This is a genomic window from Paenibacillus sp. JL3B1040 (assembly GCF_057063165.1).
The window spans coordinates 441,215-464,292 of sequence record NZ_CM169317.1; the positions used below are offsets into that span (position 1 = coordinate 441,215).

The 23,078-nt window shown below is 57.2% G+C and carries 23 protein-coding genes; 21 read left to right on the plus strand and 2 right to left on the minus strand.

Annotated elements, in window-relative coordinates; all coding sequences use genetic code 11:
• Positions 1-15 precede the first annotated feature (15 nt).
• The 4 genes from ACZF99_RS01935 to ACZF99_RS01950 all read left to right on the plus strand — a co-directional run bounded on the left by ACZF99_RS01935 (position 16) and on the right by ACZF99_RS01950 (position 6,248).
• Positions 16-2,328 (plus strand): helix-turn-helix domain-containing protein, encoded by a 2,313-nt coding sequence (locus ACZF99_RS01935; RefSeq protein ID WP_483608594.1) that lies wholly within the window; start codon positions 16-18, stop codon positions 2,326-2,328.
• 382 nt (positions 2,329-2,710) lie between these two features.
• A complete protein-coding gene (locus ACZF99_RS01940) occupies positions 2,711-4,348 on the plus strand; it encodes an ABC transporter substrate-binding protein (protein WP_483608596.1) in 1,638 nt (545 codons plus the stop codon).
• Between the two features lie 15 nt (positions 4,349-4,363).
• Positions 4,364-5,275, plus strand: a complete 912-nt coding sequence (locus ACZF99_RS01945) for an ABC transporter permease (RefSeq protein WP_483608598.1) — start codon at positions 4,364-4,366, stop codon at positions 5,273-5,275.
• 31 nt (positions 5,276-5,306) lie between these two features.
• Entirely contained in the window at positions 5,307-6,248 is a 942-nt protein-coding gene (locus ACZF99_RS01950; RefSeq protein ID WP_483608600.1) for a carbohydrate ABC transporter permease, read from the plus strand.
• Between the two features lie 484 nt (positions 6,249-6,732).
• On the opposite strand, the gene ACZF99_RS01955 is transcribed toward ACZF99_RS01950, so the two are convergent.
• Both ACZF99_RS01955 and ACZF99_RS01960 read right to left on the minus strand, forming a co-directional pair.
• Positions 6,733-7,422, minus strand: coding sequence for an LrgB family protein (locus tag ACZF99_RS01955; protein ID WP_483608602.1), 690 nt, complete (start codon positions 7,420-7,422; stop codon positions 6,733-6,735).
• Complete coding sequence (locus ACZF99_RS01960) at positions 7,392-7,799, minus strand: CidA/LrgA family protein (RefSeq protein WP_483608604.1); 408 nt, start codon at positions 7,797-7,799, stop codon at positions 7,392-7,394. The genes ACZF99_RS01955 and ACZF99_RS01960 overlap by 31 nt, the downstream gene beginning before the upstream one ends.
• A 250-nt stretch (positions 7,800-8,049) precedes the next feature.
• Here ACZF99_RS01960 and ACZF99_RS01965 point away from each other — a divergent pair, with 250 nt between their 5' ends.
• The 17 genes from ACZF99_RS01965 to dnaK all read left to right on the plus strand — a co-directional run bounded on the left by ACZF99_RS01965 (position 8,050) and on the right by dnaK (position 23,059).
• The gene (locus ACZF99_RS01965; protein WP_483608606.1) at positions 8,050-9,177 is read left to right on the plus strand and encodes an ABC transporter substrate-binding protein; all 1,128 of its coding nucleotides are present in this window, start codon (positions 8,050-8,052) and stop codon (positions 9,175-9,177) included.
• Positions 9,178-9,277: 100 nt separating this feature from the next.
• Complete coding sequence (locus ACZF99_RS01970) at positions 9,278-10,201, plus strand: ABC transporter permease (RefSeq protein ID WP_483608608.1); 924 nt, start codon at positions 9,278-9,280, stop codon at positions 10,199-10,201.
• Positions 10,201-11,010, plus strand: a complete 810-nt coding sequence (locus ACZF99_RS01975) for an ABC transporter permease (protein WP_483608610.1) — start codon at positions 10,201-10,203, stop codon at positions 11,008-11,010. Before ACZF99_RS01970 ends, ACZF99_RS01975 begins: the two co-directional genes overlap by 1 nt.
• Positions 11,007-12,053 carry an ABC transporter ATP-binding protein gene (locus ACZF99_RS01980; RefSeq protein ID WP_483608612.1) on the plus strand — a complete coding sequence of 349 codons (1,047 nt, stop codon included), beginning with the start codon at positions 11,007-11,009 and terminating at the stop codon, positions 12,051-12,053. The genes ACZF99_RS01975 and ACZF99_RS01980 overlap by 4 nt, the downstream gene beginning before the upstream one ends.
• 5 nt (positions 12,054-12,058) lie before the next feature.
• A complete protein-coding gene (locus tag ACZF99_RS01985) occupies positions 12,059-12,847 on the plus strand; it encodes a DeoR/GlpR family DNA-binding transcription regulator (RefSeq protein ID WP_483608614.1) in 789 nt (262 codons plus the stop codon).
• Positions 12,848-12,864: 17 nt separating this feature from the next.
• Positions 12,865-13,695: an alkaline phosphatase family protein gene (locus tag ACZF99_RS01990; protein ID WP_483608616.1), complete on the plus strand. Its 831-nt coding sequence runs from the start codon at positions 12,865-12,867 to the stop codon at positions 13,693-13,695.
• Positions 13,696-13,713: 18 nt separating this feature from the next.
• Positions 13,714-14,721 (plus strand): PHP domain-containing protein, encoded by a 1,008-nt coding sequence (locus tag ACZF99_RS01995; RefSeq protein WP_483608618.1) that lies wholly within the window; start codon positions 13,714-13,716, stop codon positions 14,719-14,721.
• Positions 14,722-14,810: 89 nt separating this feature from the next.
• A complete protein-coding gene (locus ACZF99_RS02000; protein ID WP_483608620.1) occupies positions 14,811-14,960 on the plus strand; it encodes a hypothetical protein in 150 nt (49 codons plus the stop codon).
• 176 nt (positions 14,961-15,136) lie between these two features.
• On the plus strand, positions 15,137-15,835 hold the full coding sequence (locus ACZF99_RS02005) for a PspA/IM30 family protein (RefSeq protein WP_483608622.1): 699 nt from the start codon (positions 15,137-15,139) through the stop codon (positions 15,833-15,835).
• A 25-nt stretch (positions 15,836-15,860) separates the two neighbouring features.
• The gene (locus ACZF99_RS02010) at positions 15,861-16,892 is read left to right on the plus strand and encodes a TFIIB-type zinc ribbon-containing protein (protein ID WP_483608623.1); all 1,032 of its coding nucleotides are present in this window, start codon (positions 15,861-15,863) and stop codon (positions 16,890-16,892) included.
• Between the two features lie 23 nt (positions 16,893-16,915).
• Positions 16,916-17,683: a TPM domain-containing protein gene (locus tag ACZF99_RS02015; RefSeq protein WP_483612484.1), complete on the plus strand. Its 768-nt coding sequence runs from the start codon at positions 16,916-16,918 to the stop codon at positions 17,681-17,683.
• A gap of 20 nt (positions 17,684-17,703) precedes the next feature.
• On the plus strand, positions 17,704-18,732 hold the full coding sequence (locus tag ACZF99_RS02020; RefSeq protein ID WP_483608625.1) for an SPFH domain-containing protein: 1,029 nt from the start codon (positions 17,704-17,706) through the stop codon (positions 18,730-18,732).
• Positions 18,733-18,879: 147 nt separating this feature from the next.
• Entirely contained in the window at positions 18,880-19,317 is a 438-nt protein-coding gene (locus tag ACZF99_RS02025; RefSeq protein ID WP_483608627.1) for a MarR family winged helix-turn-helix transcriptional regulator, read from the plus strand.
• Positions 19,318-19,351: 34 nt separating this feature from the next.
• Positions 19,352-19,744, plus strand: a complete 393-nt coding sequence (locus ACZF99_RS02030) for a zinc finger domain-containing protein (protein ID WP_483608629.1) — start codon at positions 19,352-19,354, stop codon at positions 19,742-19,744.
• Between the two features lie 4 nt (positions 19,745-19,748).
• On the plus strand, positions 19,749-20,573 hold the full coding sequence (locus tag ACZF99_RS02035; protein ID WP_483608631.1) for a DUF5685 family protein: 825 nt from the start codon (positions 19,749-19,751) through the stop codon (positions 20,571-20,573).
• Positions 20,560-21,291 carry a J domain-containing protein gene (locus ACZF99_RS02040; RefSeq protein WP_483608633.1) on the plus strand — a complete coding sequence of 244 codons (732 nt, stop codon included), beginning with the start codon at positions 20,560-20,562 and terminating at the stop codon, positions 21,289-21,291. The genes ACZF99_RS02035 and ACZF99_RS02040 overlap by 14 nt, the downstream gene beginning before the upstream one ends.
• A 64-nt stretch (positions 21,292-21,355) precedes the next feature.
• Entirely contained in the window at positions 21,356-23,059 is a 1,704-nt protein-coding gene (dnaK, locus tag ACZF99_RS02045; RefSeq protein WP_483608635.1) for a molecular chaperone DnaK, read from the plus strand.
• Positions 23,060-23,078 lie beyond the last annotated feature (19 nt).

The following is a 23,078-nucleotide window of genomic DNA, read 5'->3' on the forward strand; positions in this document are numbered from 1 at the left end:
GGAAGGTGACCCGGCTTGGGGAGAAACAAGGTCAATCTGCTGACCAAGTTGCTGATTTCCTATTTGCTCGTGCTGCTGTTTCCGGTGCTGATCATTTTATTTTATTATTATCCGCAGTCGGCGGCGGCGGTGAAGGCGAAAGAGATGGATTGGAATGCCCATATCACGGAGCAGTTCATGACGTCGATGGATACGTTCACGCGCTATGTGTACAACCTCCCGTTCGAGCTCGTGCAGAACCGGGAGTTCCGTTTGTACCAGGCGGAGGAGAGCGATTACCAGCGGGTGTTGATTGCGAACGAGATGAAAAAGTACAACGCGACCGACGCATTCATCTACAACACACTGCTGTACGTGCGGAATATCGGCATGTTGTTCTCCAAAACTGGAAGCGCATACAGTTTGGAGGATATGGCGACGCCCGGGATCGGGTTTCACTATGAAAACTGGCATCCCGCGTATATGAAGGAAGTGTTGAACACGTTGGACACGACGCTCGTGCGTCCGGTAGAGGAGATCGTCATTCCCGGCAATAACCGGGTGCGGATGTTGACCTTTCTGCAGCCGCTGCCGGTCGGCGGTTCGCATTCCCCCGGTGTGGTGATGATCCTGGTCCGGGAGGATACGATCCTCCGCATGATGCGGTCGGTGTCCGAGACGTACTCCGGGGACTTCTTTATCCTCGACGGGCAGGGCCAGCCCTTGGTCGCTTCGAACGGTTCGCTGTACCGGAGTTCGGACGACCTGCCGCGCTTGGTGGAGCAAATGGGGCGGGAGAGCGGCGGCGAACCCGTTTCCGGCATCCACCCCATCAACGGCGCTACGTACATTGTCTCCTATGCGGCCTCGGACAAGAACGGCTGGAAATACGTCAGCTTGCTTCCGCTAACGCAATCGCTGCAGGATTTGCGCACGATCCAGTTGAAAACGACGCTGCTGGTCGGCTTGATTCTCCTGCTGGAAGTGATCGTGATTTATGTTTCGATCCGCAACAATTATCACCCGATCAAACGGCTGGTGGAGTTTGCGGCCGGCTTGTTTGAGCCGCAGGAACGGAAGCCGATGAATGAGCTTGAGACGCTCCGTTACACGCTTAGCGGCTTGTCCGCGGCCAATAGCCGGCTGGACGAGGAAATGAAGGGGACGCTGCCTCTCATGCGTGACAAATTGCTGATGGAGCTCGTGAACGGACAGTTCCTCGCTTGGGGGCCGTTCGCGAAGGAGGCGGCAAAGGTCGGGATCGGCCTGAACGGGTCAATGCTTACCGTGGCCGTTATCTCCTATGATGCCGGGACGGAAGCGGCGGACCGGATTTGGGACATTTGCCGGAGCGAAGAAGAGCGGTTTCCCGCAGGCGCGGAGGGGTATTTCTTCAAAAGCGTCTATCACCATGAAATCGTGCTGGTGTGCGCCCATGGCGGGAAGTTTTCGCTCAAAGCGCATTTGGCGCGGCTGCAGGAGGAGCTTCAACGGCAAACGGGCGATGGCGATAGTGACGGCGGCGTCGTCGGCAGGGCGATCATCGGCATCGGCCGTCCGGGAGAAGGACGAAACCCCCAAGCCGCGCATGTATCTTATCTGCAGGCGCTTCAGACGGCGGAGCAACTGCGGCTTCAAGGCGAAGGTGCGCTGTTAAGCTTCGGCGAGCTGGAGGCGCCGCCGTCCGGGACGGTGTCCTATTTTGCCGAGCTGCTGCAGTCCCTGGAGTTGGCCATCCTGAAAAACGAAGCCGCTCTGGTGGAATCCCTCATCGACCGGATCGCCGGGTACCTGGGCCGCAACGGGCTGCCGCCGCATATGCTGCGCAGCATGTATCTGAACACGGCCAGCGCGATTTTTGGCGGACTGCAGCGCTTCCGCCAGGATGACCAAAGCCTGCTGCGCCTGACCGACGCCGCGTTCCGCCCCCGCTATACGCTGGAGCAAATGGCCGGCATCCTGCGGGAGAGCGGGGCCAAGCTGTGCGAGATGATCCGTGAGGCGGTGCCCCAATCTCCGGGCCGTGCGGCCTCGCGGGAGGAGCTGCTCGCGGCGCTGGAGGAGATGGGCATGGATCCGAACTGCTCGCTTCAGTTGCTGGCCGATCATTTCGGCATGTCGGCGTCCAACTTCAGCCATCATTTCAAGAAAACGATCGGCCAGAATTTCAAGGAAACGCTCGACCGATTGCGGATCCGGCACGCTGCCAAGTTATTGCGGGAAAGCGAGGAGACCTTGGAAACGATCGCTGCCCGGTGTGGATTCACCAATCCCTCCAGCTTTATCCGCTCTTTCAAAAAGATCGTCGGAACTACCCCCGGCCAATACCGGCAAACCCGCAAAGACTGAGTTTGACATCTCGCTGCCCCATTTGCATCTATTGAGTTTCGGCCGGCCGCGGGGTTGCGTTTTTTGAACATCCACAAAATTTGAACCCGTTCCAGGAAACTCGATACGGCACCCTTCAATAGCTTCGCAAATAAAACGCTTTCAAAAAATGAAAGTCGCTCCAAAACCGCCCGTTTACGCGGCTTGGCATCGCCCTTTAAAGTCTAAGGTGCCTGCCTTGGCCAGGCAAGGCAATGACGGCGGCAGCATTGTACATAGAACCGCGAAGGGATCGCGTACCAAGGCGAGTCCGTCATCTGCGACTCGCTATCCGCTCTCGGCCGGTCTCGCGAACGCTTCCGTGTACGAGTGCCGCTCAAATCCAAACTATGGGGGGAAGAGCATGCGGAGAAAAGTAAACGTTTTCACGTCGGCCGTACTTGGGATAACCCTGCTGTTGGCGGGGTGCGGCTCCGGGGGAGGAACCGCCCCGAACGCGCCGGAGGGCGCGCAAAATACGCCCGGAACCGGGAATGCGACTATGGGGGAGAAAGTGAAGCTAACCGCCATCATGACCAAGCACCCGCTGACCAAGCCGCTGGCCGAGATGGAGTGGCTGCAGCAGGTGGAGGAGAAAGCCGGGGTGGACATCGAATGGCAGGAGATCACCGCGGACTGGGGGCAGAAGAAAGGAACGATGCTGGCGAGCGGCGATGTCCCCGACCTGTTCATCGGGCCGAACGTGATCACCGACGCCGATTTTGCCCAGTTCCAGGGACTGTTCCAGGACCTGTCGACGATGCTGGATCAGGCTCCGAACGTGCAGGCCATGTTCGACGCCAAGCCGGAGACCCGGCTGATCGCTACCCAACCCGACGGCAAAATCTACGGGCTGCCGAAATATCAGCGGTTTTGGCCAGCCGCATCCACCAGACAATACATCAACCAGAAGTGGCTGGATCATCTGGGGCTTCCGATGCCGACCAACTGGGATGAGCTGTATGACGTGCTCGTGGCGTTCAAAGAGCAGGACGCGAACGGCAACGGCGATCCGAACGACGAAATCCCGATGGATTGGCCGGGCGGCATCGGCGGCTACTTCAACCCGGCCGTGCTGCTCGGCAGCACGGGCATGACTTTGTCCGACGGGAACGCGGAAGGTTATTTCGTCGAGGACGGCCAGGTGAAGAACTACCTCATCGACGAGCGCTTCAAACAGATGGTCGCTTTTCTCGGCAAACTGTACAAGGCCGGACTCATCAACCCGGAGGTGTTCACCCACGACTACACCAAATATCAATCGACCGCCCGCGGGGAAGGGGACACGGCCAAGGTCGGCTTTACCTGGGGGTGGGTGGCGTCGGACCGGTTCGGCGAGCAGCTCGCTCCGCAATATACGTCCATGGCCCCGCTGAAAGTATCGGCCGCGGACACCGTCAAGCCCTCCTGGATGTACGACTACTACAACCTCAACTACGGCGTGAACCACATCGTCATGTCGGCCAAGAGCAAAAATAAAGAAGCCGCCATGCGCTTCATCAACGAGCTGTACGATCCGAAGGTCGGCATTCAGGTGTTGTTCGGCTCGATCGGCCCGAATATCCGGGACAACGGGGATGGAACATACAGCGTGCTGCCGCCGGCCGATGCGAAAATGGACCCGGGCACGTGGAAATGGACGTCGACCATGGCCGATCACGGCGCTTTTTATATCCCGGACGACTTGAAGCTGACGCTCGGCAAAGACATGCAGGAAGTGATCGGGCAATCGGAACCGCTCGAAGAAGCGCTCCGGGTAGACTTGGAGAACGATATTTTCCCGGCGATGTTCATGAAATACTCCACCATGGATAACAACACGCTGAGCCTCAACAATACGAACGTCATGAACCTGGCCAACGCCAGCTTTGCCAAATGGGTGACCAAAGGCGGCGTCGAGGCGGAATGGGACGCGTACGTCAAGGAGGCGCAGAAGGCCGGGATTACGCAGAACCTGGAGATCATGCAGAAATACTACGATGAGTATAGAAGCAACAAGTAAGGGGGCGGATGCAGCATGCAGGCTCGCAAAGGGCTTCAGGCCCTCGTACGCGATTATCAACTCTGGATCATGATCCTGCCGGCGATCGCCGTCATCCTAATATTCAACTACATTCCGATGTACGGGATTCAGCTCGCCTTTCGGGATTATGACTTCAGCAAAGGGCTGACCGGGGGCGAATGGCGGGGGCTGGCGTATTTTCAACAGTTCATCGACAGCTACTTGTTCACCGACTTGATGCGGAATACGTTCCTGATCAGCCTCGCGAGCATCGTAGTCGGCTTCCCGGCCCCGATTGTGCTGGCTCTCATCCTTAACCAGATTCGGCGCAAAAAAATGAAGCAGCTCATGCAAACGACGGTGTATCTGCCCCATTTTATATCGGTCATTGTGCTGGTCGGTATGCTGAACGTGCTGCTGTCCCCGGAAACCGGGGTGGTCGGTTATATGCTCAAAGCGCTCGGCCTCGGCCACATCAATTTGCTGGCCTCCACCGAGGCCTTCATACCGGTGTACGTGCTATCGGACATTTGGCAGCATTGCGGCTGGAACAGCATCATCTACCTGGCCGCCTTGTCCACGATCGATCCCCAACTCTACGACGCGGCCAAAATCGACGGCGCCACCCGGTGGCAGACGATCCGCTATGTCGATGTGCCGGCGCTGGTGCCGACGATTATCATCTTGTTCATTCTCAGCATGGGGAACATCCTCAGCACCGGTTTCGAGAAAATTTTCTTGATGCAAAACGCGCTGAACCTCCCGGTCTCCGAGGTGATCGCCACCTACGTGTACAAGATCGGGATCGTGTCCAACCAGTTCAGCCTGGCTTCAGCGATCGGCCTGTTTAACACGCTGATCAACTTCGTGTTCCTGTTCGCCATGAACGCGATTTCGAAACGGGCCTCCCAAACCAGCCTGTTCTAAAAATCGAGAAGGAGAGGGGGAGACGACAGACATGGGAGATATGGGGACGCGACTCGGGGGAAAGCAGCCTGCGTTCCGCGTTGGCGGTTCGCGGGCAAGCCGCAGGGAGTGGATTTTTAAAGCGGCGTTGGCGCTGGTGTGTACGGTTATTTTTCTGCTGATTGCTTATCCGCTGTATTTTATCGTCATCGCCTCATTTAGCGATTCAACTTTGGTCTCGACAGGCAAGGTGCTATTCTATCCGAAAAACGTCAGTTTGTTCGGGTATAAGGAAATTTTTCAGGATGCGCGGATCTGGACGGGGTACCGGAACACCTTGTTCTACACCTTGTTCGGCACGCTGGTCAACCTGCTGTTCACGCTGCCGGCGGCTTATGTGCTGTCCCGCAGGGAATTCAAGGCGAGACGGGTGATCATGTTCCTGTTCGTGGTCACCATGTTTTTTAACGGGGGACTGATCCCGACATACTTGTTGATGAAAGACTTGCATCTGACCAACACGATTTGGGTATTTATCGTGCCGTTTTGCGTGAACGTGTTCTATTTGATCATCGCGCGGACGTTCTTCGAAACCTCGCTGCCGCAGGAGCTGCACGAGGCGGCGGTGATGGACGGATGCTCGCATTTCACCTATTTCGTAAAGGTGGCGCTGCCGCTGTCGAAGGCGCTGGTGTCCGTGATCGGCTTGTATTACCTGGTCGGGCATTGGAACGACTTCTTCACCGCGTTGATCTACATCCGGGACAATGATCTCCAACCGCTGCAAATGGTCCTGCGGGACATCCTGCTGTCCAACCAGGTGTTCGCGAACGGGGCGGGCACGGGCGGTGACGCCGGCGGCTACGCGCAAAGGTATGCCGACCAGATCAAATACGGCGTTATCATCGTATCCACGCTGCCGATCCTGGTGATTTATCCGTTTATCCAAAAATACTTCGAAAAGGGCGTGATGATCGGCTCGATTAAGGGGTGAGACCGCTTGAATTGCAATGCCCGGGAGGCCGTTGGCCTCTCGGGCATTTTGCTGTGTGGGCACTCGCGGAAACATGCGGTTTTTGGGCCGGGCGCCGGGATCGATCAGGGCATAGAAGCACTAGCGTGGCATTAACTCTAACCGTACGTTCCCTGGCCTCACGATCCGCGCATGAAGGGAATGGCACGAAACCAACGAAATAACTGCGTAGGTGCAGTTAAATTCCTCGGATTCACATCTTACCGGTTAAATAGCTTCGCAGGTGCAGTTATTTTCTGCGATTTTGAGAAAATCGGCCTTTTCCTTGGAAATAACTGCGTCCTTGCAGCTATTTCCGGAAAAAAACGAGAATTGGTGAAAATAGCTGCACTCCTGCAGTTATTTCCACCGGCCGGCCCAAGCATTGCCGTTTAGGGCCATATTGCAAACTGAACCACATAGGGTATGCCGAGATTTGCCATGTCATATCCCGTCACTCATCCCGTCACAGGAATAGCCAGGCGACCAACGGCGCCAGCACGGAGCCAAACACGGCGCTAAAGGTCAAGGCTACCGTGCTGGTCGAGACGACGGAGGGTCCGAACTCCGCGGCTTTGCTCGTGCCGAGCGCGTGCGAAGCGGCCCCAAAGCCAATGCCTTGCCCGCTGTCGTTGGTGATCCGAAAGCATTTGAAGATCATAGGACCGAGGATGACCCCCGTAAGACCCGCGATCATCACAAGCGCAGAGGTAATGGAGGCGTTGCCGCCCAAGCTGCTGGAGATTTCCATCGCTACCGGCGTTGTAATCGATTTGGGCAAGATGGACACGATCAGTTCACGGGGATATCCGGCCCATAGGGCCAACCCGATGCCGCTGATCATCCCGGCCACAATGCCGACGATCGTGCCGGCGAGGACCGCTCTCCATTCTTTAAGCAATGCGTCGAGTTCTTTGTACATCGGATAGGCGAGCGCTACGACGGCGGGGCCAAGACCATACTGCAGCCATCGTCCGCCTCTCATGAACTCTCCGTAGGTGGCCCCCGTCGTCATCAGCAAGCCGATCACAAGGAGGGAACAGGTTAGAACCGGGACGAGAATGGCCCATTTCAGCTTGCGATACAGCCCGGTCATTAGGAGGTACAAGAGGATAACGCCCAGCACTATGCTTGTTTCGTAAAGGACTTCACGCATGGGGCCGCCTCCTCTTGAGGTTTCGGGGGCCGATGGGCGGCCCATTGCGTCGTCCATCCCGCTAGAATCAGGGTCAGAAGCGTGCTGAGCACGACAATCACAATCAGCCATTGTCCGCCCGCGGTGAACACGTGGAAATAGTCCATGACGCCAACCGTGGCCGGTACGAGGAATAAGGGGATCAACTTCTGCATCACCCCGGCCCCTTGTTCAATCCACTTCGCGGGAACCATCCGCAGCTTAAGAGCCAGGAACAGAAGCACCAGCCCGAAGATGCTCCCGGGAATCGGCGCCTTACTCAGCGTCTGAATCAACATCCCCGCACCGTAAAAAACCGTGAGCAGGGCAATCTGGAAGAAGAAATGTATGACTTTCATAGATGATGAAGAGCGAAGAGTGCCCCTTCATTGCGCCTCCTTGCTGCCGAAAAATATCAAGGCTATCTTATCCCTTCCGGAGCGCATTTTACAAGGGCGAAAAACCGAACAAATCACCCCGTCCGATTTAATAAACTTCACCATTTCCATTAATCCAGCGCAAACAGTCAAAACCTATACTCTACTTGGGTCGAAATCAACAGAAATAAGTAGCGAACCCACAATAATCCACAGGGAGTGCATAGAAACCATGAAATTCGGGTTAAAGAAGGAGCTAGCGCTGGGTTTGGTTTTATCCTTGTTCGTATTGATGCTTGCCGCCTGCGGTGCGGGGGGCAACGGGAGCAACGCAGCCGCAACGGATACAAGCGGAGCGGCGCAGGCCGAGGAGCTCTCGCTGGCCGATCTGGAAGCGAAGGCGAAAGAGGAAGGTTCCGTCGTGAGCGTTGGCATGCCGGATACGTGGGCGAACTGGAAAGATACATGGGCGGATCTGAAAACCAACTATGGGCTGGATCACACGGATACGGATATGTCGAGCGCCGATGAAATCGCCAAATTCGAGGCGGAGAAGGACAAGCCGACCGCGGACATCGGCGACGTAGGGATTGCGTTTGGCCCGGTCGCGGTGGACAAAGGCGTCACCCAGCCTTACAAAACCTCGTATTGGAACGAGATTCCGGATTGGGCCAAGGACAAGGACGGCCACTGGGTCGTAGGCTATCAGGGTTCGATCGCCTTCTTCACGAACACGGACTTCGTTCAAACGCCGCCGCAAAGCTGGGAAGACCTGAAGAACGGCGACTATAAAATTATCGTCGGCGACGTGACCAAAGCCGCGCAAGCGCAAATGGCCGTCCTGGCGGCCGCCATCGCTTACGGCGGGGACGAAACGAACATCGAGCCGGGGATCGCTTACTTCGAAGACTTGGCGAAAAAAGGCCGCTTGTCCAGTGCGGAAGCCTCGCTGGCCAATATCGAGAAGGGCGAAGTGCAAGTGACCCTGTTCTGGGACTTCAATGCCCTGAACTATCGCGATCAACTGGGCGGCCCGGAGAAGTTCAACGTGGCGATTCCGAAGGAAGGCAGTGTGGTCAGCGGCTACGCCACGATCATCAACAAATACGCGCCGCATCCGCATGCCGCTAAATTGGCGCGCGAGTACATCTTGAGCGATGCCGGCCAAATCAATCTGGCGAAGGGGTATGCCCGTCCGATCCGCGAAAGCGTACAGCTTCCCGAGGACGTTGCCGCCAAGCTGCTTCCGGCCGAAGCGTATGCCAACGTGAAGCCGGTCGGCGACTACAAGGCTTGGGAAGAAACGGCCAAGAAGCTGCCGCAGCTGTGGCAGGAGCGCGTGCTCGTTCATATGAACTAATTGGACAATCCCAAGTCCAAGTTCAATCAGTTGAAGCGGTGCGTCAAACGTCTTGTCTTGGACGGAGGGCGCCCCTTTTTTCCAATAAGGAGGGTGTGGCGTGAAACGGAAAAATCGCTGGGTTTTGCTCGGGCTGGTTCCTTTCGTCGTCATGGTGGCCCTGTTCCAGCTGGTGCCGATCGTGTCGATGGTAACGGGAAGCGTCCGCCCGGAGGACGGCGCCGGAATAACGTTCGGGTATTTCGCCCGAATCTTCCAAAGCGATTATTATCTCAAAGCGATTCAGAACAGCTTGCTGATTTCGGTCTTTTCCAGTGTGATCGGGATCGTCGTCGGATTGGCCTGCGCCTATTCCGTGACGCGATTTGCGCCGAGGATGCGGGATCGACTGATCATGGTGTCCAATATGACCTCGAATTTCGCCGGCGTGCCGCTTGCCTTTGCGTACATTATCCTGCTGGGCAGCAACGGGGTTTTTACCTTGCTCTTTAAGCAGTGGGGCTGGGACGTGTTCGCCGGCTTTAACCTATATAGCTGGTCGGGGCTGGTGCTGGTGTACGTCTATTTTCAGGTCCCCTTGGCTTTGTTGCTGCTGTACCCTTCGTTTTACGGGATCCGTGAGCAGTGGAAGGAAGCGGCGTCGCTGCTGGGCGCAAGCCAGTGGCAGTTTTGGAGAACGATCGGGATCCCGGTGCTGCTGCCGGCGGTCTTCGGGACGCTCGGGATCTTATTCGCGAATGCGATGGGCGCTTACGCGACCGCTTATGCCCTCGTCGGCAGCAATTTCAACTTGCTCGCCGTGCGGATCGGCAACCTGGTCTCGGGCGACGTGGTCAGCGAACCGCAACTGGGGAATGCGCTGGCGGTGATATTGGGCTTGTCGACGCTGCTGGCGGTGTACCTGAACCATAAGATGACCCAGCGGCTGCAACGGTTCCAACCCGGATCGGCGGCCGAGCGGAAGGTCCGCGGTCGGCGGAAATGGCTGAAGCTGAAGCCGCCTGCGCTGAAGGAGGAATTGTGATGCAGACGCCAAGCAAGCGAGCGGGCTGGGCCCCGCGTTCCCTGATGCTGCTCGTCATGATTTACCTGCTGCTTCCCCTGCTGGCGACGATGCTTTACGCGTTCGCGAAGGAATGGCAGGCGACGATCTTGCCGGAGAGCTGGACGCTGGAATGGTTCGGCGGGATGTTCCAGGACGCGCGGTTTCTGGACGCGTTGTGGAAATCGCTGTCCCTTTGCGCGATCAGCATCGCGTTTAGCCTGGCCGTCATGCTGCCGGCCGTGTTCATCATCACCGTCTATTTGCCCCGGCTGGAGAGCTTCATGAAAGGGATCGTCGTGCTCCCCTATGCCGTGCCGGGCGTCGTTGCCGCGGTCGGGCTGATCCGCGCGTATTCCTCCGGCCCGCTCAATATTTCGGGCACGGCCTATATTTTGATCGGCGCGTATTTCATCATCGTGCTGCCCTACATGTATCAGGGCATCCGCAACAGCCTGTTGACCGTATCGGCGCCGGAGCTGCTGAACGCCGCGGAGATGCTGGGCGCGGGGCGCATGCGGGCGTTCGTGACCGTGATTTTGCCGAACATCTGGCCGGGCGTGGTGACGTCGACGCTGCTGTCTTTTTCCGTCCTGTTCGGCGAATTCGTCATGACCAACATGCTGGTGGGAGGACATATTCAGACGATCCAGGTGTACTTGTCCCGGCGGATGAATGAAAGCGGGCATTTGGCCAGCGCGATCGCGATTTCGTATTTCTTGTTGATCCTGGCGTTGTCCATGGTCTTGATGAAGCTCGGCAAAAAGGTGAACAGGGGGATTTCGGAATGAAGCCATATCTGAAGCTGGAAGGAATCCGCAAGCGGTTCGGAACGTCGACGGTGCTGAACCAAGTGAATTTGGACATTCGCGAAGGGGAGCTGGTCACGCTGCTAGGGCCGTCCGGTTGCGGAAAAAGCACGCTGCTGCGCTGTATCGCCGGCCTGACGGAGATCGACGAGGGGCGGATTTGGCTGGACGACCAGGATATCGTCAACCTGCCTCCCCGCAGCCGGGAGATCGGTATGGTGTTCCAATCGTATGCCTTGTTCCCCAATTTAACGGTCCGCGAAAATATCGAATACGGCATGCGGATGCGCGGGGTAGCCAAGGAAGCCCGTCGTCAAAGGTCCGGCGAACTGCTGGAGCTCATCGATTTGGCCGACAAGCGGGACGCTTACCCCGCACAGCTGTCGGGAGGCCAGCAGCAACGGGTGGCGCTCGCCCGCTCCCTGGCCGTCCGCCCGAAGGTGCTGCTGCTGGATGAGCCGCTGAGCGCGCTCGATGCCAAGATCCGCAAAAATCTGCGCACGGAGATCCGCGAGATCCAAAAGCAATTCAACATGACCACGATCTTCGTCACGCACGATCAGGAAGAAGCCTTAACGTTATCCGATCGGGTCTGTCTGATGAACCAAGGGAATATCGTACAACAAGGGACGCCGGAGGAATTGTACGCCAAGCCCTCCACGGAGTTCGTCGCCCGGTTCATGGGCAGTTACAACGTGCTGACGCGGGCCGAGGCGCTGCGGCTGTTCGGTTCGGTCCCCGGCGACGGGGAGAGCTATGCCATCCGGCCGGAGGCGCTCGCGCTTGTCGAAGGGCGGGGTCAAGAGGCGGACCCGGTCCATGCGGGCAAACCCGTCGTGGAGGGAACCGTCCATTCGGCGTCGATCCTCGGCAACGTGATCCGTTACGCCATCGATGCCGCCGGCGTCCGCCTGACGGTGGATGCGCTGAACGACGGGCGTTCCCGGCGTTTGGAGGAGAACCGTCAGGTCGCCTTGGCTTTGGATCACGCGCAATTGCTGCAACTAGAGAAGGAAGGGGCTTAAGCAAGTTGTCGATTTCATCCGAGGAACGCAAACGCGTCATTATGGAGCAATTGAAGCTGGAAGGTCAGGTGAAGGTGCCGGAGCTCTCGCACCGCTTCACCGTATCGGAGGAGACCGTCCGCCGCGACTTGATCCTGCTGGAGAAAGAAGGCCTGGCCAAAAGAGTGTACGGCGGCGCGGTCCTTACCAAGCTGACCGGCTACGAACCGCCGTATTTGCAGCGCCAGAAGGTCAAGGCCGAAGAGAAGGAGCGGATCGGGCGCGCAGCCGCCGAGTTGATCGAATCCGGCGATACGATCGCCGTCGATGTCGGTACAACGACGCTGGAGATGGCCAAGGCGATCGCCGGCCGAGAGCGGTTGACGATTCTGACGAACTCGCTGGCGGTGGCGTATCATTTGATGGAATCGCTGAACAGCGGGAGGTTTTCCGGGAAAATTTTCGTGATCGGCGGGGAATTGAATCCGGAGCAGCAGTCCATGTCGGGAACGATCGGCGAACGCATCCTGTCGCGGTTTCGGGTCGACAAGGCGTTCATCTCCATCGGGGGGATGTCCCTGGAACGGGGAATCAGCGATTATGACGTCGATGAGACGGGCATGTCGCGCCGGATGATCGAGGCGGCGTACCGCACGATCGTACTGGCCGATGCCTCCAAGCTGGGCAAGGAAGCGTTCGTGGAGATCGCGCCGCTGAGCCGGGTACACGCCATCGTCAGCGATGCTGCCGCGCCGAAGGAATGGATGCAAGCGCTGCGCAGCCATCGCATCCAATGGATTGAAGCCACCCCATGAAGGGAGAGAGAAGACGTATGCCATTAGGAGAAACCATCGCTAAGAAGCTCGTTGTGGTTGTGCTGGACGGATTAAGATATAATGCCGCCCGCAAGTACCTCGGGTACATGGAGCATCTCGTGGAGCAGGGGGAGGCCGCCTGCCGCCTGGTTCAGTCGCAACTGCCGAGCCTGTCGCGCCCGCTCTACGAAGTGCTGCTGACCGGGACGCCGGTAGCCAGAAACGGCATCACGGCGAATCATATCGCCAGGTTAAGCCGGGAGCAAAGCGTGTTCCATCTCGCCTCGGCCGCCGGGTTAAGAACGGCCGCCGCCGCGTACCACTGGGTCAGCGAGCTGTACAACCGCTCGCCGTTTCATCCGGTGACCGACCGGCATCAGCATGACGAGAGCCAGCCGATTCAGCACGGAATTTTTTATTTCGAGGATCACTATCCGGACAGCCACCTGTTCCTCGATGCGGAGCATTTGCGCACGGTGTACGATCCGCATTTCCTGTATATCCATTCGATGAATATCGACGATATGGGGCATAAGCACGGCGGCGAGAGCAAGCAATATGAAGGCGCCGTCCGCGCGGTTGATGGGATGCTGGCTACGCTGGTGCCGCTTTGGCGGTCGCAAGGGTATGAGATCATCGTCACGTCCGATCACGGCATGAACGCGATGGGACAGCACGGAGGCACCGAGCCGGAGGAGCGAAACGTTCCGCTGTACGTATTTGGCGAGCTGCCGATCCCCTCGCCGAAGCTCCAGGGCGATCAGGGGTTGTCCCAGCTCGATTTGGCTCCGCTGATGTGCCATTATCTGGGGATCAAGCCTTCCGAGGCCATGGTGAAATGGGAGTAGACAAGGAGGAGTTTGCGGGTGAAGGTTGATATGCATTTTCATCTTGAAGAGGGCCCGTATTCCTTGCGCTGGCTGTCGCGGACCTTGCAAGGGTTGGCTTCGACCGAGCCGGGTCCGGACCCGGCGCTCGAGCATCATACGGTGGAGTATGCCGAAGAAATGACAAAGCTGTTGTCCCGGCGGATGGATCAGGGAGCTTATAGCGAGGAATGGTTGGATCGTTACTTGAAAAGGGGGCGTGAACGGGGAATCCAGGAGTTTGGCGTGGTCGATCATTTGTACCGGTTCCGGGAATGCCGGCCTTATTACGAGAAGCATATGCTGTTGGACGACAGCCGGGTCGGCAAGTTGCAGCGGGCCTGGCTGGATCAGGTGTGCGTGGCTTCCATCGCCGATTTCGTCGGCTTCGTCAAGGGGGCGAAGAGGACGCGGCCGGACCTTGCGCTTGGCATCGAGGCGGATTTCTTTCCCGGCGGCGAAGCGGAGCTGAGCGAAATTTTGGCGGGCCACGACTGGGATTACGTGATCGGTTCGGTGCATTTTTTGGAGGGCTGGGGGTTCGACAATCCGGAGGCGAAGACCGGCTTCGACGGCCGGGACCCCGTTCAGACGTACGCGGATTACTACGAGCTGCTGCGGCAGGCCTGCGTCTCGGGGTTGTTCCACATTATCGCTCACCCGGACAATTTGAAGGTGTTCGGCTTCCGGCCGGCCGACGAGAAGAAGCTGCTGCCGTATTACCGGAGCATCGCCAAGGAAATGGCGCGCAGCGGCGTCATTACCGAGATCAATACCGGCCTTGCGTACCGGTATCCCGTTGCGGAGAGCTGTCCGAGTCCCTTGTTCCTGTCCGTATTGGCCGACTACGGGGTTCCGTTGACCTTATCCTCGGACGCCCACTTCCCGGACGATATCGGCACGCTGCTCGACGCGGCGCTCGCCGACGCGATTGAGCTGGGCTACACGGAGCTCGCGGTATTTCGGGGCGGAAAGCGGCGCATGCTGCCGATCGGAAAACACCGTTAAGATGGGCAGGTGGATGCCCGCGAGCAAGGCTTGTATAATGCATTTCCTTTCCGCATAAATTACTTGAAAAGCGGTTAGGAGCGTGCATTATGCAGCAGGATTACGATTTTACGGACCTGGAGGACCAGGAGCCATTGGTTCAGGAGATTCGGAGGCTGGAGGAGAAGATCGGGCGGTCGATCGGAGAGAAGGTTAATCTGATCGCTTACTCCGAGAAGAAAGAGGAACCGAACCAGTAGATTTGAGGTTCGGTTTATCCCACCTGGATCATGCAGTCCGCGGTATCGCCTTTCCTGGAAACGCCCTTAGGGGCGTTTTTATTTTTGCCACGCCTTCGTTTGCGACAATGAAACCAATCGGTTTGATTTGATGTATTATTAAGTAAAGGAAATGACCATCTGAAGGAGGGACGAAAGTGGGAATCCTGTCGAGATTTCGGGACATCATGCGATCGAATCTGTTCGCAATGCTGGAGCGTTCCCAGGATCCGGCGGCGGCGGTGGAGGAGTACATGCGCCAATTAAGGCTGGATATAGGGCAGGTCAAGGCGGAGACGACGGCGGTGCAGGCGGAGGAGGAGCGGGCGAAGCGCGCGCTGGACGAATGCGCCGGAGAGATCCGGAAGCTGCAGCGGTATGCGGAAAAAGCGGTGGAGTCGGGCGACGAGTCCGGAGCGCTGAAATTTCTGGAACGGAAGGCGAAGCAGGCGGAGCGGCTGCATGGGCTGCAGACCGCTTATGAGCAGGCGGCGGATAATTCGGCCAAAATGAAGCAGATGCAGGATAAGCTCGCTCTCGATCTGCAGGAGCTGGAGGCGCGGCAAGCCGAGCTGAAAGGCAAATTGGCGGAGGCCGAAGCGTTGAACCGGGCACAGGCTTCCGGCGGCAAGGAGGGGGCTTTCCGCGAGCTGGAGGCCAAGGCCGATCAAGCGCTGAACGAAGCGCTGGCTTTGGCCGAGCTGCGAGCCGGTTCGCAGGAAGACGATTTGGACGCCATCTTCGCGGAGCTTGAGAAGAGCAGCGCTGCGGGGGCCAAGTCGGAGGAAGCCCCGGCAGTTACTCCTGCGGACGAATTGGCGGCGCTTAAAGCCAAAATAAACAAGCAAAATTCCTGAACGCTTACTCGGAGAGGTGAACGAATTGCCGGTTATTGAATACAAATGTCCGAGCTGCGGCAGTGGCATGACGTTTGACAGTACGACGGGGATGTTGTCTTGCCCCGGCTGCGGCCGCAAGGACAATATCGAGCAAATTCCCGACCCGCTGAAGCAGGAGGTGTTCGCGGAGGACGAGGTCCGGGAATACCATTGCGAAAGCTGCGGCGCGGTCATCGTGACGGAGCCGGAGACCAGCGCGACGACCTGCAGCTTCTGCGGGTCGGCCGTGGTGCTCAGCGACCGCCTGACGGGAATACTGGCCCCGGCGATGGTGATTCCGTTCGCCATCAGCAAAGAACAGGCCATGGAGGCCTTCAAGAAGTGGTGCCGCAAAGGGCTGCTCACGCCCCGCGGCTTCATGACCGCGGACCGCATCCAGGGCATCACCGGGATGTACGTGCCATTCTGGTTGTACGATTTGCACAGCAATGTGGAGGTGCATGGCCACGGCACCAAGGTAAGAAGCTATACCCGGGGGGATTACCGATACACGGAAACGGACCATTTCGACATATATCGTAAAATCCGGCTCGATTATGTGCGGTTGCCGGTCGATGCCTCGGCGAAAATGAACGATCAACTGATGGATAGGCTGGAGCCTTTTCCATACGAGCGATTGAAGACGTTCAAGACGCCCTATCTTGCCGGATACGTCGCGGAGAAATACAATTACGACGGCGAACAGCTTGTCCCGAGAGTCAAAGAAAAAGCCCGGCCTTATATTGAATCTTATATTTCATCGACGGTTACCGGATATGCTACGGTCAGCTATACCGACAAACGGATCGATACCCGAGTCAAGAGGGCCGATTACGTTCTGTTGCCGGTGTGGATGGTGTATTACGATTACCAAGGAAAGCAGTACACGTTTGCCATGAACGGTCAGACCGGCAAAGTGGTAGGCAAACCGCCGCTCAGCAAGGGAAAAATAGCGGCATGGTTCGGCGGGGTATCCGCGTTGTCCTTCTTTGGGCTAAAAGCCATCTCCTGGATGATGGGGGGCGGGTTCCTGTGAAGAAATACGTAACGACAATACTCATGCTGCTGATCGTCGCCATCGGCGCCGCGTTACCGGCGGGAACGATCCGAACGGCCCATGCGGCAGGCGGAGACAAAGCGTTGATCCATGACGAGGCCGGTCTATTGAGCCAGGCCGAGGCGGACGAATTGAACGCATTGGCCAACCGCTACGGGGCCGAGCGGGAGACCGACATTCTCGTTTGGACGACCGACAATCCCGAGGACGTCGATGTAGTAAAGCTGACCGAAGATTATTATGACGAGCAAGCCCCGGGTTATGATAAACCGCACGGCAATGCCGTCATCCTGACGCTGGATATGCGGAAACGCGACATTTACTTGGCCGGCTTTTATAAAGCGGAAACCTACCTCGACGATGGACGGCTCCAAAAAATTAGGGACAAGATTACCCCCTCCTTGTCGGCGGGAGACTATCGGGACGCTTTTGAAACCTACATTTTGACTGCGCACCGGTACATGGGCTTCAAGCCTGGCGTGAACCCGGACAATGTCTTGTTTAACGGCTGGTTCCAGTTGGGCGGGGCGATCGTTATCGGAGCGCTCGTCGTCGGTGGGATGGCGTTCCGTTCCGGCGGCCGGGTGACGGTGAGCGGGAGAACCTACGAAGATTCCGGCAATTCGGGCGTGCTGGAGCGCCAGGACCGATTTATCCGCACGACAGTGACGAAGACGAAGATCCAGAAGAGCAACGGCGGCGGTTCGGGAGGCGGCGGAGGAAGGACCGGCGGCGGACACTCGCATAGCGGGAGTCGGGGATCATTTTAACGGAAGGGGCAGGGGAGTTTATGAGTTTTTTCAAAAGCCAATTTGCCAATGTCGTGGAGTGGGAAGAATTCCGGGACGACATGATTTTCTGGAAATGGAGTAACCGCGAGATCAAAAAAGGGAGCAAACTGATCATTCGCTCGGGGCAGGACGCCATCTTTATCAACAACGGGAAAATCGAGGGGATCTTCAAGGAAGAAGGCGAATACAACATAGCCTCGGAGATCGTACCGTTCCTGTCCACGCTGAAGGGGTTCAAGTTCGGCTTCAACAGCGGGATGCGCGTTGAGGTGTTGTTCGTGAACACGAAGGAGTTTACGGTCCGTTGGGGCACGCAAAACCCCGTGTTAATCCCCACGCCGCAACTACCGGGGGGGATGCCGATTCGCGCGAACGGCACGTTCAATTTCAAGGTGAACGACTACGTGACCTTAATCGATAAGGTTGCGGGGGTCAAGCAAAGCTATTTGGTCGAGGACGTTAGACTTCGGATCACCTCCGTGCTCGACCAACTGTTGATGAAGTGGATCAGCCGAGAGGGCAAAGACATGTTCAATCTGCAAGCTAACGCCGTGGATATCGCGCGGGGGATTCAGGAGGACCTGGAAATGCAGGTGATGGACGACGGTCTGGCGATTACGGGATTCCAGGTCATGAGCTTCAGTTATCCGAAGGAAATCCAGGATATGATCACCAAGACGGCGTCGCATGAAATGATCGGCAACTTGCCGAAATATCAGCAGGTCAGCATGACCGACGGCCTCGCCTCGGGCAAGGTACAAGGCGGCGGGGCCGCTTCGGACATGGCGGGCATGATGATGGGGATGAACCTGGCTAAGGAAATGATGAAGAACCTGAACCCGGAACCGGGCCAGGACAAAGAACATCCGCAGCCGCAGTCGCAAGATTCGAAGTCGGGCCAGCCGCCGCAACCTTCGGCGCCTGCCGCCGCCGAGGGCGGCTCCAAGCGGCCTAACTTCTGCCCGAACTGCGGGGCCAAGAACGAAGGCGCGAACTTTTGTCCGAATTGCGGGCAGAAATTGGCTTGAGATGGAGTTCACATGGCAAAAAGAGTCCGGTGCTACGCACCGGGCTTTTTTGCGGTATCCGAGAGAAAATTGACTGGGGCTGTCGCGCATTTTATAATAAAACAAATAATTGCTAATAGTGTTAGCTAATTGGGGGAGGGACGGTTTATGGATATCGAATCTATCATAGACGAGATGATGAAACGCATGGAAGACATGTCGCGCAACCCCCCGCATCGAATGATCAGCGAACTGGCCAAGGGAGAGATCTTTTTGTTGGGCTTCCTGCAGGGGAATGGCGGCATTGCCAGCTCCAGTGCGATGGGGAAGGCACTTGGCACGAGCACGGCCCGAATTGCGGCAGCGGTTAAAAATATGGAGCGAAAAGGATGGGTTTATCGGGAAACGGACCCGGCGGATCAACGGAAAACGCGGGTGATTATGACCCCGGAGGGACATGATCATATGCTGGGTTACCGCGAACGTGCGCGAGCCGCACTTAAGGAGGTGCTTCAGGAACTGGGCGAAGCGGATGCCGCGGAGTACTTGCGGATTACGGGTCGGATGAATCAAATCGTCGCCGAGAAGCAGCTAAAGCATTTCTGAGCTTCGGTATGGCAAGAAAGGAGCATAAAAAAACATGAAAGAACGATTACGCCAATGGATGACGGGGCGTTACGGGCTGGACCCGTTCGGCCGGTTCCTCAATATGTTGTCGCTGGTCCTTTTGATTGCAGGCATGCTGTTCTCCCCGTTGCTGGTGACGATCTCCCTGGCGTTGCTGATTTATGAATATTTTCGGATGTTCAGCCGGAATCACTGGCGGCGCAGTCAAGAGAACGAGGCATATAACGCTGTGCGGCACAAGATCAAAAACGGGTTCTCCGTCAAAAAGCGTCAGTTTGCCGAGCGCAACACCCATCGTTTTTTTCGCTGTCCGTCTTGTCGGCAGTACCTGCGTGTCCCTAAAGGCAAAGGGAAAATATCCATTACCTGCTCCCATTGCCAAACGCAGTTTGTAAGGAAGAGCTAGGCCGATGTTCGGATATATTGCGGTTGACCGAAGACAGTTGGACGAGGAGGAAAAGGCACGGTACCAAGCCGTATATTGCGGCTTGTGCCGGGTTTTGGACGAGAGGCACGGGAAGAGGGGCCGCTCGACGCTTACCTTTGACATGACCTTTCTGAGCATGCTGCTCTCCTCGCTGTATGAACCTGAGGAGACGGCAGGAATCCAGCGGTGCCCCGTGCATCCGGTGCATAAGATGCCCTACGTGACCACATCGATCGCGGAATACGCCGCCGATATGAATGTGATCCTCGCCTACTACAAGGCGCTGGACGACTGGAATGACGATCACAGCTTACCGGCCAAGGGAATGCTCCAACTGCTGGAGAAGAGCAAGGAGGAGATCCGGATCCGGTGGCCGCGCCAGTGTCAAGCCATTGCGGAGGGTCTAGCGAAATTGGGAAAAATGGAGCAGGAGGACGAGTTGAATCCGGACTTGCCGGCCAACTGTTTTGGCGAGATATTGGGGGAGTTGTTTGTCCTGCGGGAGGATGAATGGTCCGGCTCATTGCGCAGAATGGGGGCTGCGTTGGGACGCTTTATTTACTTGATGGATGCTTGCATGGATCTGACCGCGGATTTGAAGCGTGGCCGATACAACCCGCTTGTCGCCTTGAACCCCATCGATTTTACCCCGATGCTGACGCTGCTGATCAGCGAGTGCACCCGGGAATTTGAAGCCCTGCCGCTCAAACGGGATGTCAATATACTGCGCAATATCCTGTATACCGGCGTGTGGTCCAAATATAAACCTAGAAAAGAAGAGGTATCCAACCATCATGGACCCTTATGAAATTATGGAACTCAGCCCCTCCGCCACCGATGAAGAGATTAAACAGGCCTACCGAAGACTCGCCAAGAAGTACCACCCCGATCTGAATCCCGGTGATCCGGTCGCTGCGGACAAAATGCAGAAAATCAATGCGGCCTACGAGCGGATTAAAACGATCCGGCAAGGGGGAACGGCCGGTTCGGGCTCGTCCTATTCGGGCGGCAGCGGCGGCGCGGGAGCGAGCGGGGGTTACGGCCATGGCCAAAGCGGACCTTATGGCGGCGGTCAGGGAGGCCCCTTCGGACAAGACAATCCCTTTGGGGACGAGGAGATCTTCAGGCGATTTAGCGAAATGTTCGGAGGGGGCTCCGGTCCCCGGCAACAGCCAAGCTCGCCGCGGATGCAGGCTGTGCATCATTTTATACAGAATAGACAATATCAGGAGGCGCTGCGCGTTCTTTCGGAATTGGAACGCGATGCCGAATGGTTTTACTATAGCGCGCTGGCCAATGCGGGGCAGGGGAACCGGGTGATGGCTCTGAACCATGCCCAAGAGGCGGCGCGGCTGGATCCCGGTAACGCGGAATATCAATCCTTGCTGGAGCAGTTCAGTCAGGGGATCTTTACTTATCGTCAAGCGGGAGCCGGTTACGGGTTTGATATGGGCCATATGGCCAAAACGATGCTGCAGCTCTGTGCGGCCCAGGCTTGCTGCATGTTCTTTTGCCGTCCATGCTAGAAGCGTAAACCGTGGCCGAACGATCGGTGAAATAAACGAATACTTGGTGGAGGTCTTGTTGATTATGGGAAAAATCATAGGCATTGATCTGGGAACGACCAATTCGTGCGTGGCGGTCATGGAGGGCGGTAAGCCGGTCATCATCCCGAACGCGGAAGGGGGGCGGACGACGCCTTCGGTCGTGGCGTTTACCAAGAAGGGGGAGCGTTTGGTTGGACAAGCCGCCCAGCGTCAGGCGGTGACGAACAGCGAAGGCACGGTCAGTTCGATTAAACGGCAGATGGGAAGCTCATATAAGGCCAAGCTGAACGGCAGGGATTACACGCCGCAGGAGATCTCGGCCATGATTCTTAAGAAGCTGAAGAGCGATGCCGAGGCCTTTTTGGGCGAATCCGTGACGGATGCGGTCATTACGGTTCCCGCCTATTTTACCGATGCGCAGCGCCAGGCTACCAAGGATGCGGGACGTATCGCGGGGCTCGAGGTCCAGCGGATTATCAACGAACCTACGGCCGCCGCCGTGGCGTACGGCATCGATAAGGAGCAAGCGCAGAAAGTGATGGTTTACGATCTCGGAGGCGGCACCTTTGATGTGTCCATCCTCGATATCAGCAACGGGGTGATCGAGGTGTTGGCCACGGCGGGCAATAACCGTCTGGGCGGGGATGATTTCGACCAGTGCATCGTCGAATACCTGCTTGAGGAGCTCAACCGGGAGCACCGGGTTGATTTGTCCGCCAATCCGATCGTGATGCAGCGCTTGAAGGAAGCGGCGGAGAAGGCTAAAATCGAGCTGTCCGCTACGACGAGCACGGAGATTCAACTCCCGTTCCTTGCGGAAGTGAAAGGAACCCCGGTGCATCTGGAGACGACGCTAACCCGAGCCAAATTCAATGAATGGACAGCCCATTTGGTCAAGGCGACGTTGAATCCGGTGCAGCAGGCGCTGAGTGATGCCGGACTGAGCGGGGCGGAGCTTGGCAAGGTGCTGCTGGTTGGCGGCTCCAGCCGGATCCCGGCGGTTCAGGAATTGGTCAGAAGCATTACCGGCAAGGAGGGCTTTAAAGGCATCAATCCCGATGAGTGCGTAGCCATGGGGGCCGCCCTGCAAGGCGGGGTATTGGTCGGCTCGGTCACCGGACTGCTGCTTCTCGACGTCACTCCGTTGTCATTGGGCATTGAAACGTTAGGCCGTAAATTTACCCGCGTCATCGATCGCAACACGACCATTCCTATTTCCAAGAGCCAGATTTTCACCACGGCGGCGAACTTTCAGACCTCGGTGGAGATCCATGTTTTGCAAGGGGAACGGCCGATGGCGAATCAGAACAAAACCCTGGGCAAATTCAAGCTGAAGGGAATCCAGCGGGCGATGCGCGGCGTTCCGCAAATCGAGGTTACGTTTGCGATCGATGCGAACGGCATTGTAAATGTTAGTGCGAAGGATCTCGGCACGGGCAAGCAGCAGGAAATCTCCATTACGGACTCCGCCAATATGAGCGATGCGGAAATCCAGCAAGCGATCCGCGACGCGGAGCAGCATGCCGAGGAAGACGCCAGAGTATACCTGGAAACGGAAGCCCGGCAGCGGGCGGATCAATTGATCCATCAGGCGGATTCCATTCGGAAGAAGCTAAGCCGGGAAGAGAAATCCAGACTCGATTCGGTCGTCAAAGAAGCCAAACGGGCCCTGCGCGGCAAAAATACCGAAGAGATCCAGGCCAGCTGCGATCAACTGGAACGGACACTGACGCAACTGGCGGGATAAAGCGGCTTGGGCAAAGAGG

Bases quoted from the DNA above. Each gene is read 5' to 3' on its own strand.
- ACZF99_RS01940 (WP_483608596.1), top strand. From the start codon at position 2,711: ATGCGGAGAAAAGTAAACGTTTTCACGTCGGCCGTACTTGGGATAACC.
- ACZF99_RS01945 (WP_483608598.1), top strand. From the start codon at position 4,364: ATGCAGGCTCGCAAAGGGCTTCAGGCCCTCGTACGCGATTATCAACTC.
- ACZF99_RS01950 (WP_483608600.1), top strand. From the start codon at position 5,307: ATGGGAGATATGGGGACGCGACTCGGGGGAAAGCAGCCTGCGTTCCGC.
- ACZF99_RS01955 (WP_483608602.1), bottom strand. From the start codon at position 7,422: ATGCGTGAAGTCCTTTACGAAACAAGCATAGTGCTGGGCGTTATCCTC.
- ACZF99_RS01960 (WP_483608604.1), bottom strand. From the start codon at position 7,799: ATGAAAGTCATACATTTCTTCTTCCAGATTGCCCTGCTCACGGTTTTT.
- ACZF99_RS01965 (WP_483608606.1), top strand. From the start codon at position 8,050: ATGAAATTCGGGTTAAAGAAGGAGCTAGCGCTGGGTTTGGTTTTATCC.
- ACZF99_RS01975 (WP_483608610.1), top strand. From the start codon at position 10,201: ATGCAGACGCCAAGCAAGCGAGCGGGCTGGGCCCCGCGTTCCCTGATG.
- ACZF99_RS01980 (WP_483608612.1), top strand. From the start codon at position 11,007: ATGAAGCCATATCTGAAGCTGGAAGGAATCCGCAAGCGGTTCGGAACG.
- ACZF99_RS01990 (WP_483608616.1), top strand. From the start codon at position 12,865: ATGCCATTAGGAGAAACCATCGCTAAGAAGCTCGTTGTGGTTGTGCTG.
- ACZF99_RS02000 (WP_483608620.1), top strand. From the start codon at position 14,811: ATGCAGCAGGATTACGATTTTACGGACCTGGAGGACCAGGAGCCATTG.
- ACZF99_RS02015 (WP_483612484.1), top strand. From the start codon at position 16,916: ATGCTGCTGATCGTCGCCATCGGCGCCGCGTTACCGGCGGGAACGATC.
- ACZF99_RS02020 (WP_483608625.1), top strand. From the start codon at position 17,704: ATGAGTTTTTTCAAAAGCCAATTTGCCAATGTCGTGGAGTGGGAAGAA.
- ACZF99_RS02025 (WP_483608627.1), top strand. From the start codon at position 18,880: ATGGATATCGAATCTATCATAGACGAGATGATGAAACGCATGGAAGAC.
- ACZF99_RS02030 (WP_483608629.1), top strand. From the start codon at position 19,352: ATGAAAGAACGATTACGCCAATGGATGACGGGGCGTTACGGGCTGGAC.
- ACZF99_RS02035 (WP_483608631.1), top strand. From the start codon at position 19,749: ATGTTCGGATATATTGCGGTTGACCGAAGACAGTTGGACGAGGAGGAA.
- ACZF99_RS02040 (WP_483608633.1), top strand. From the start codon at position 20,560: ATGGACCCTTATGAAATTATGGAACTCAGCCCCTCCGCCACCGATGAA.
- dnaK (WP_483608635.1), top strand. From the start codon at position 21,356: ATGGGAAAAATCATAGGCATTGATCTGGGAACGACCAATTCGTGCGTG.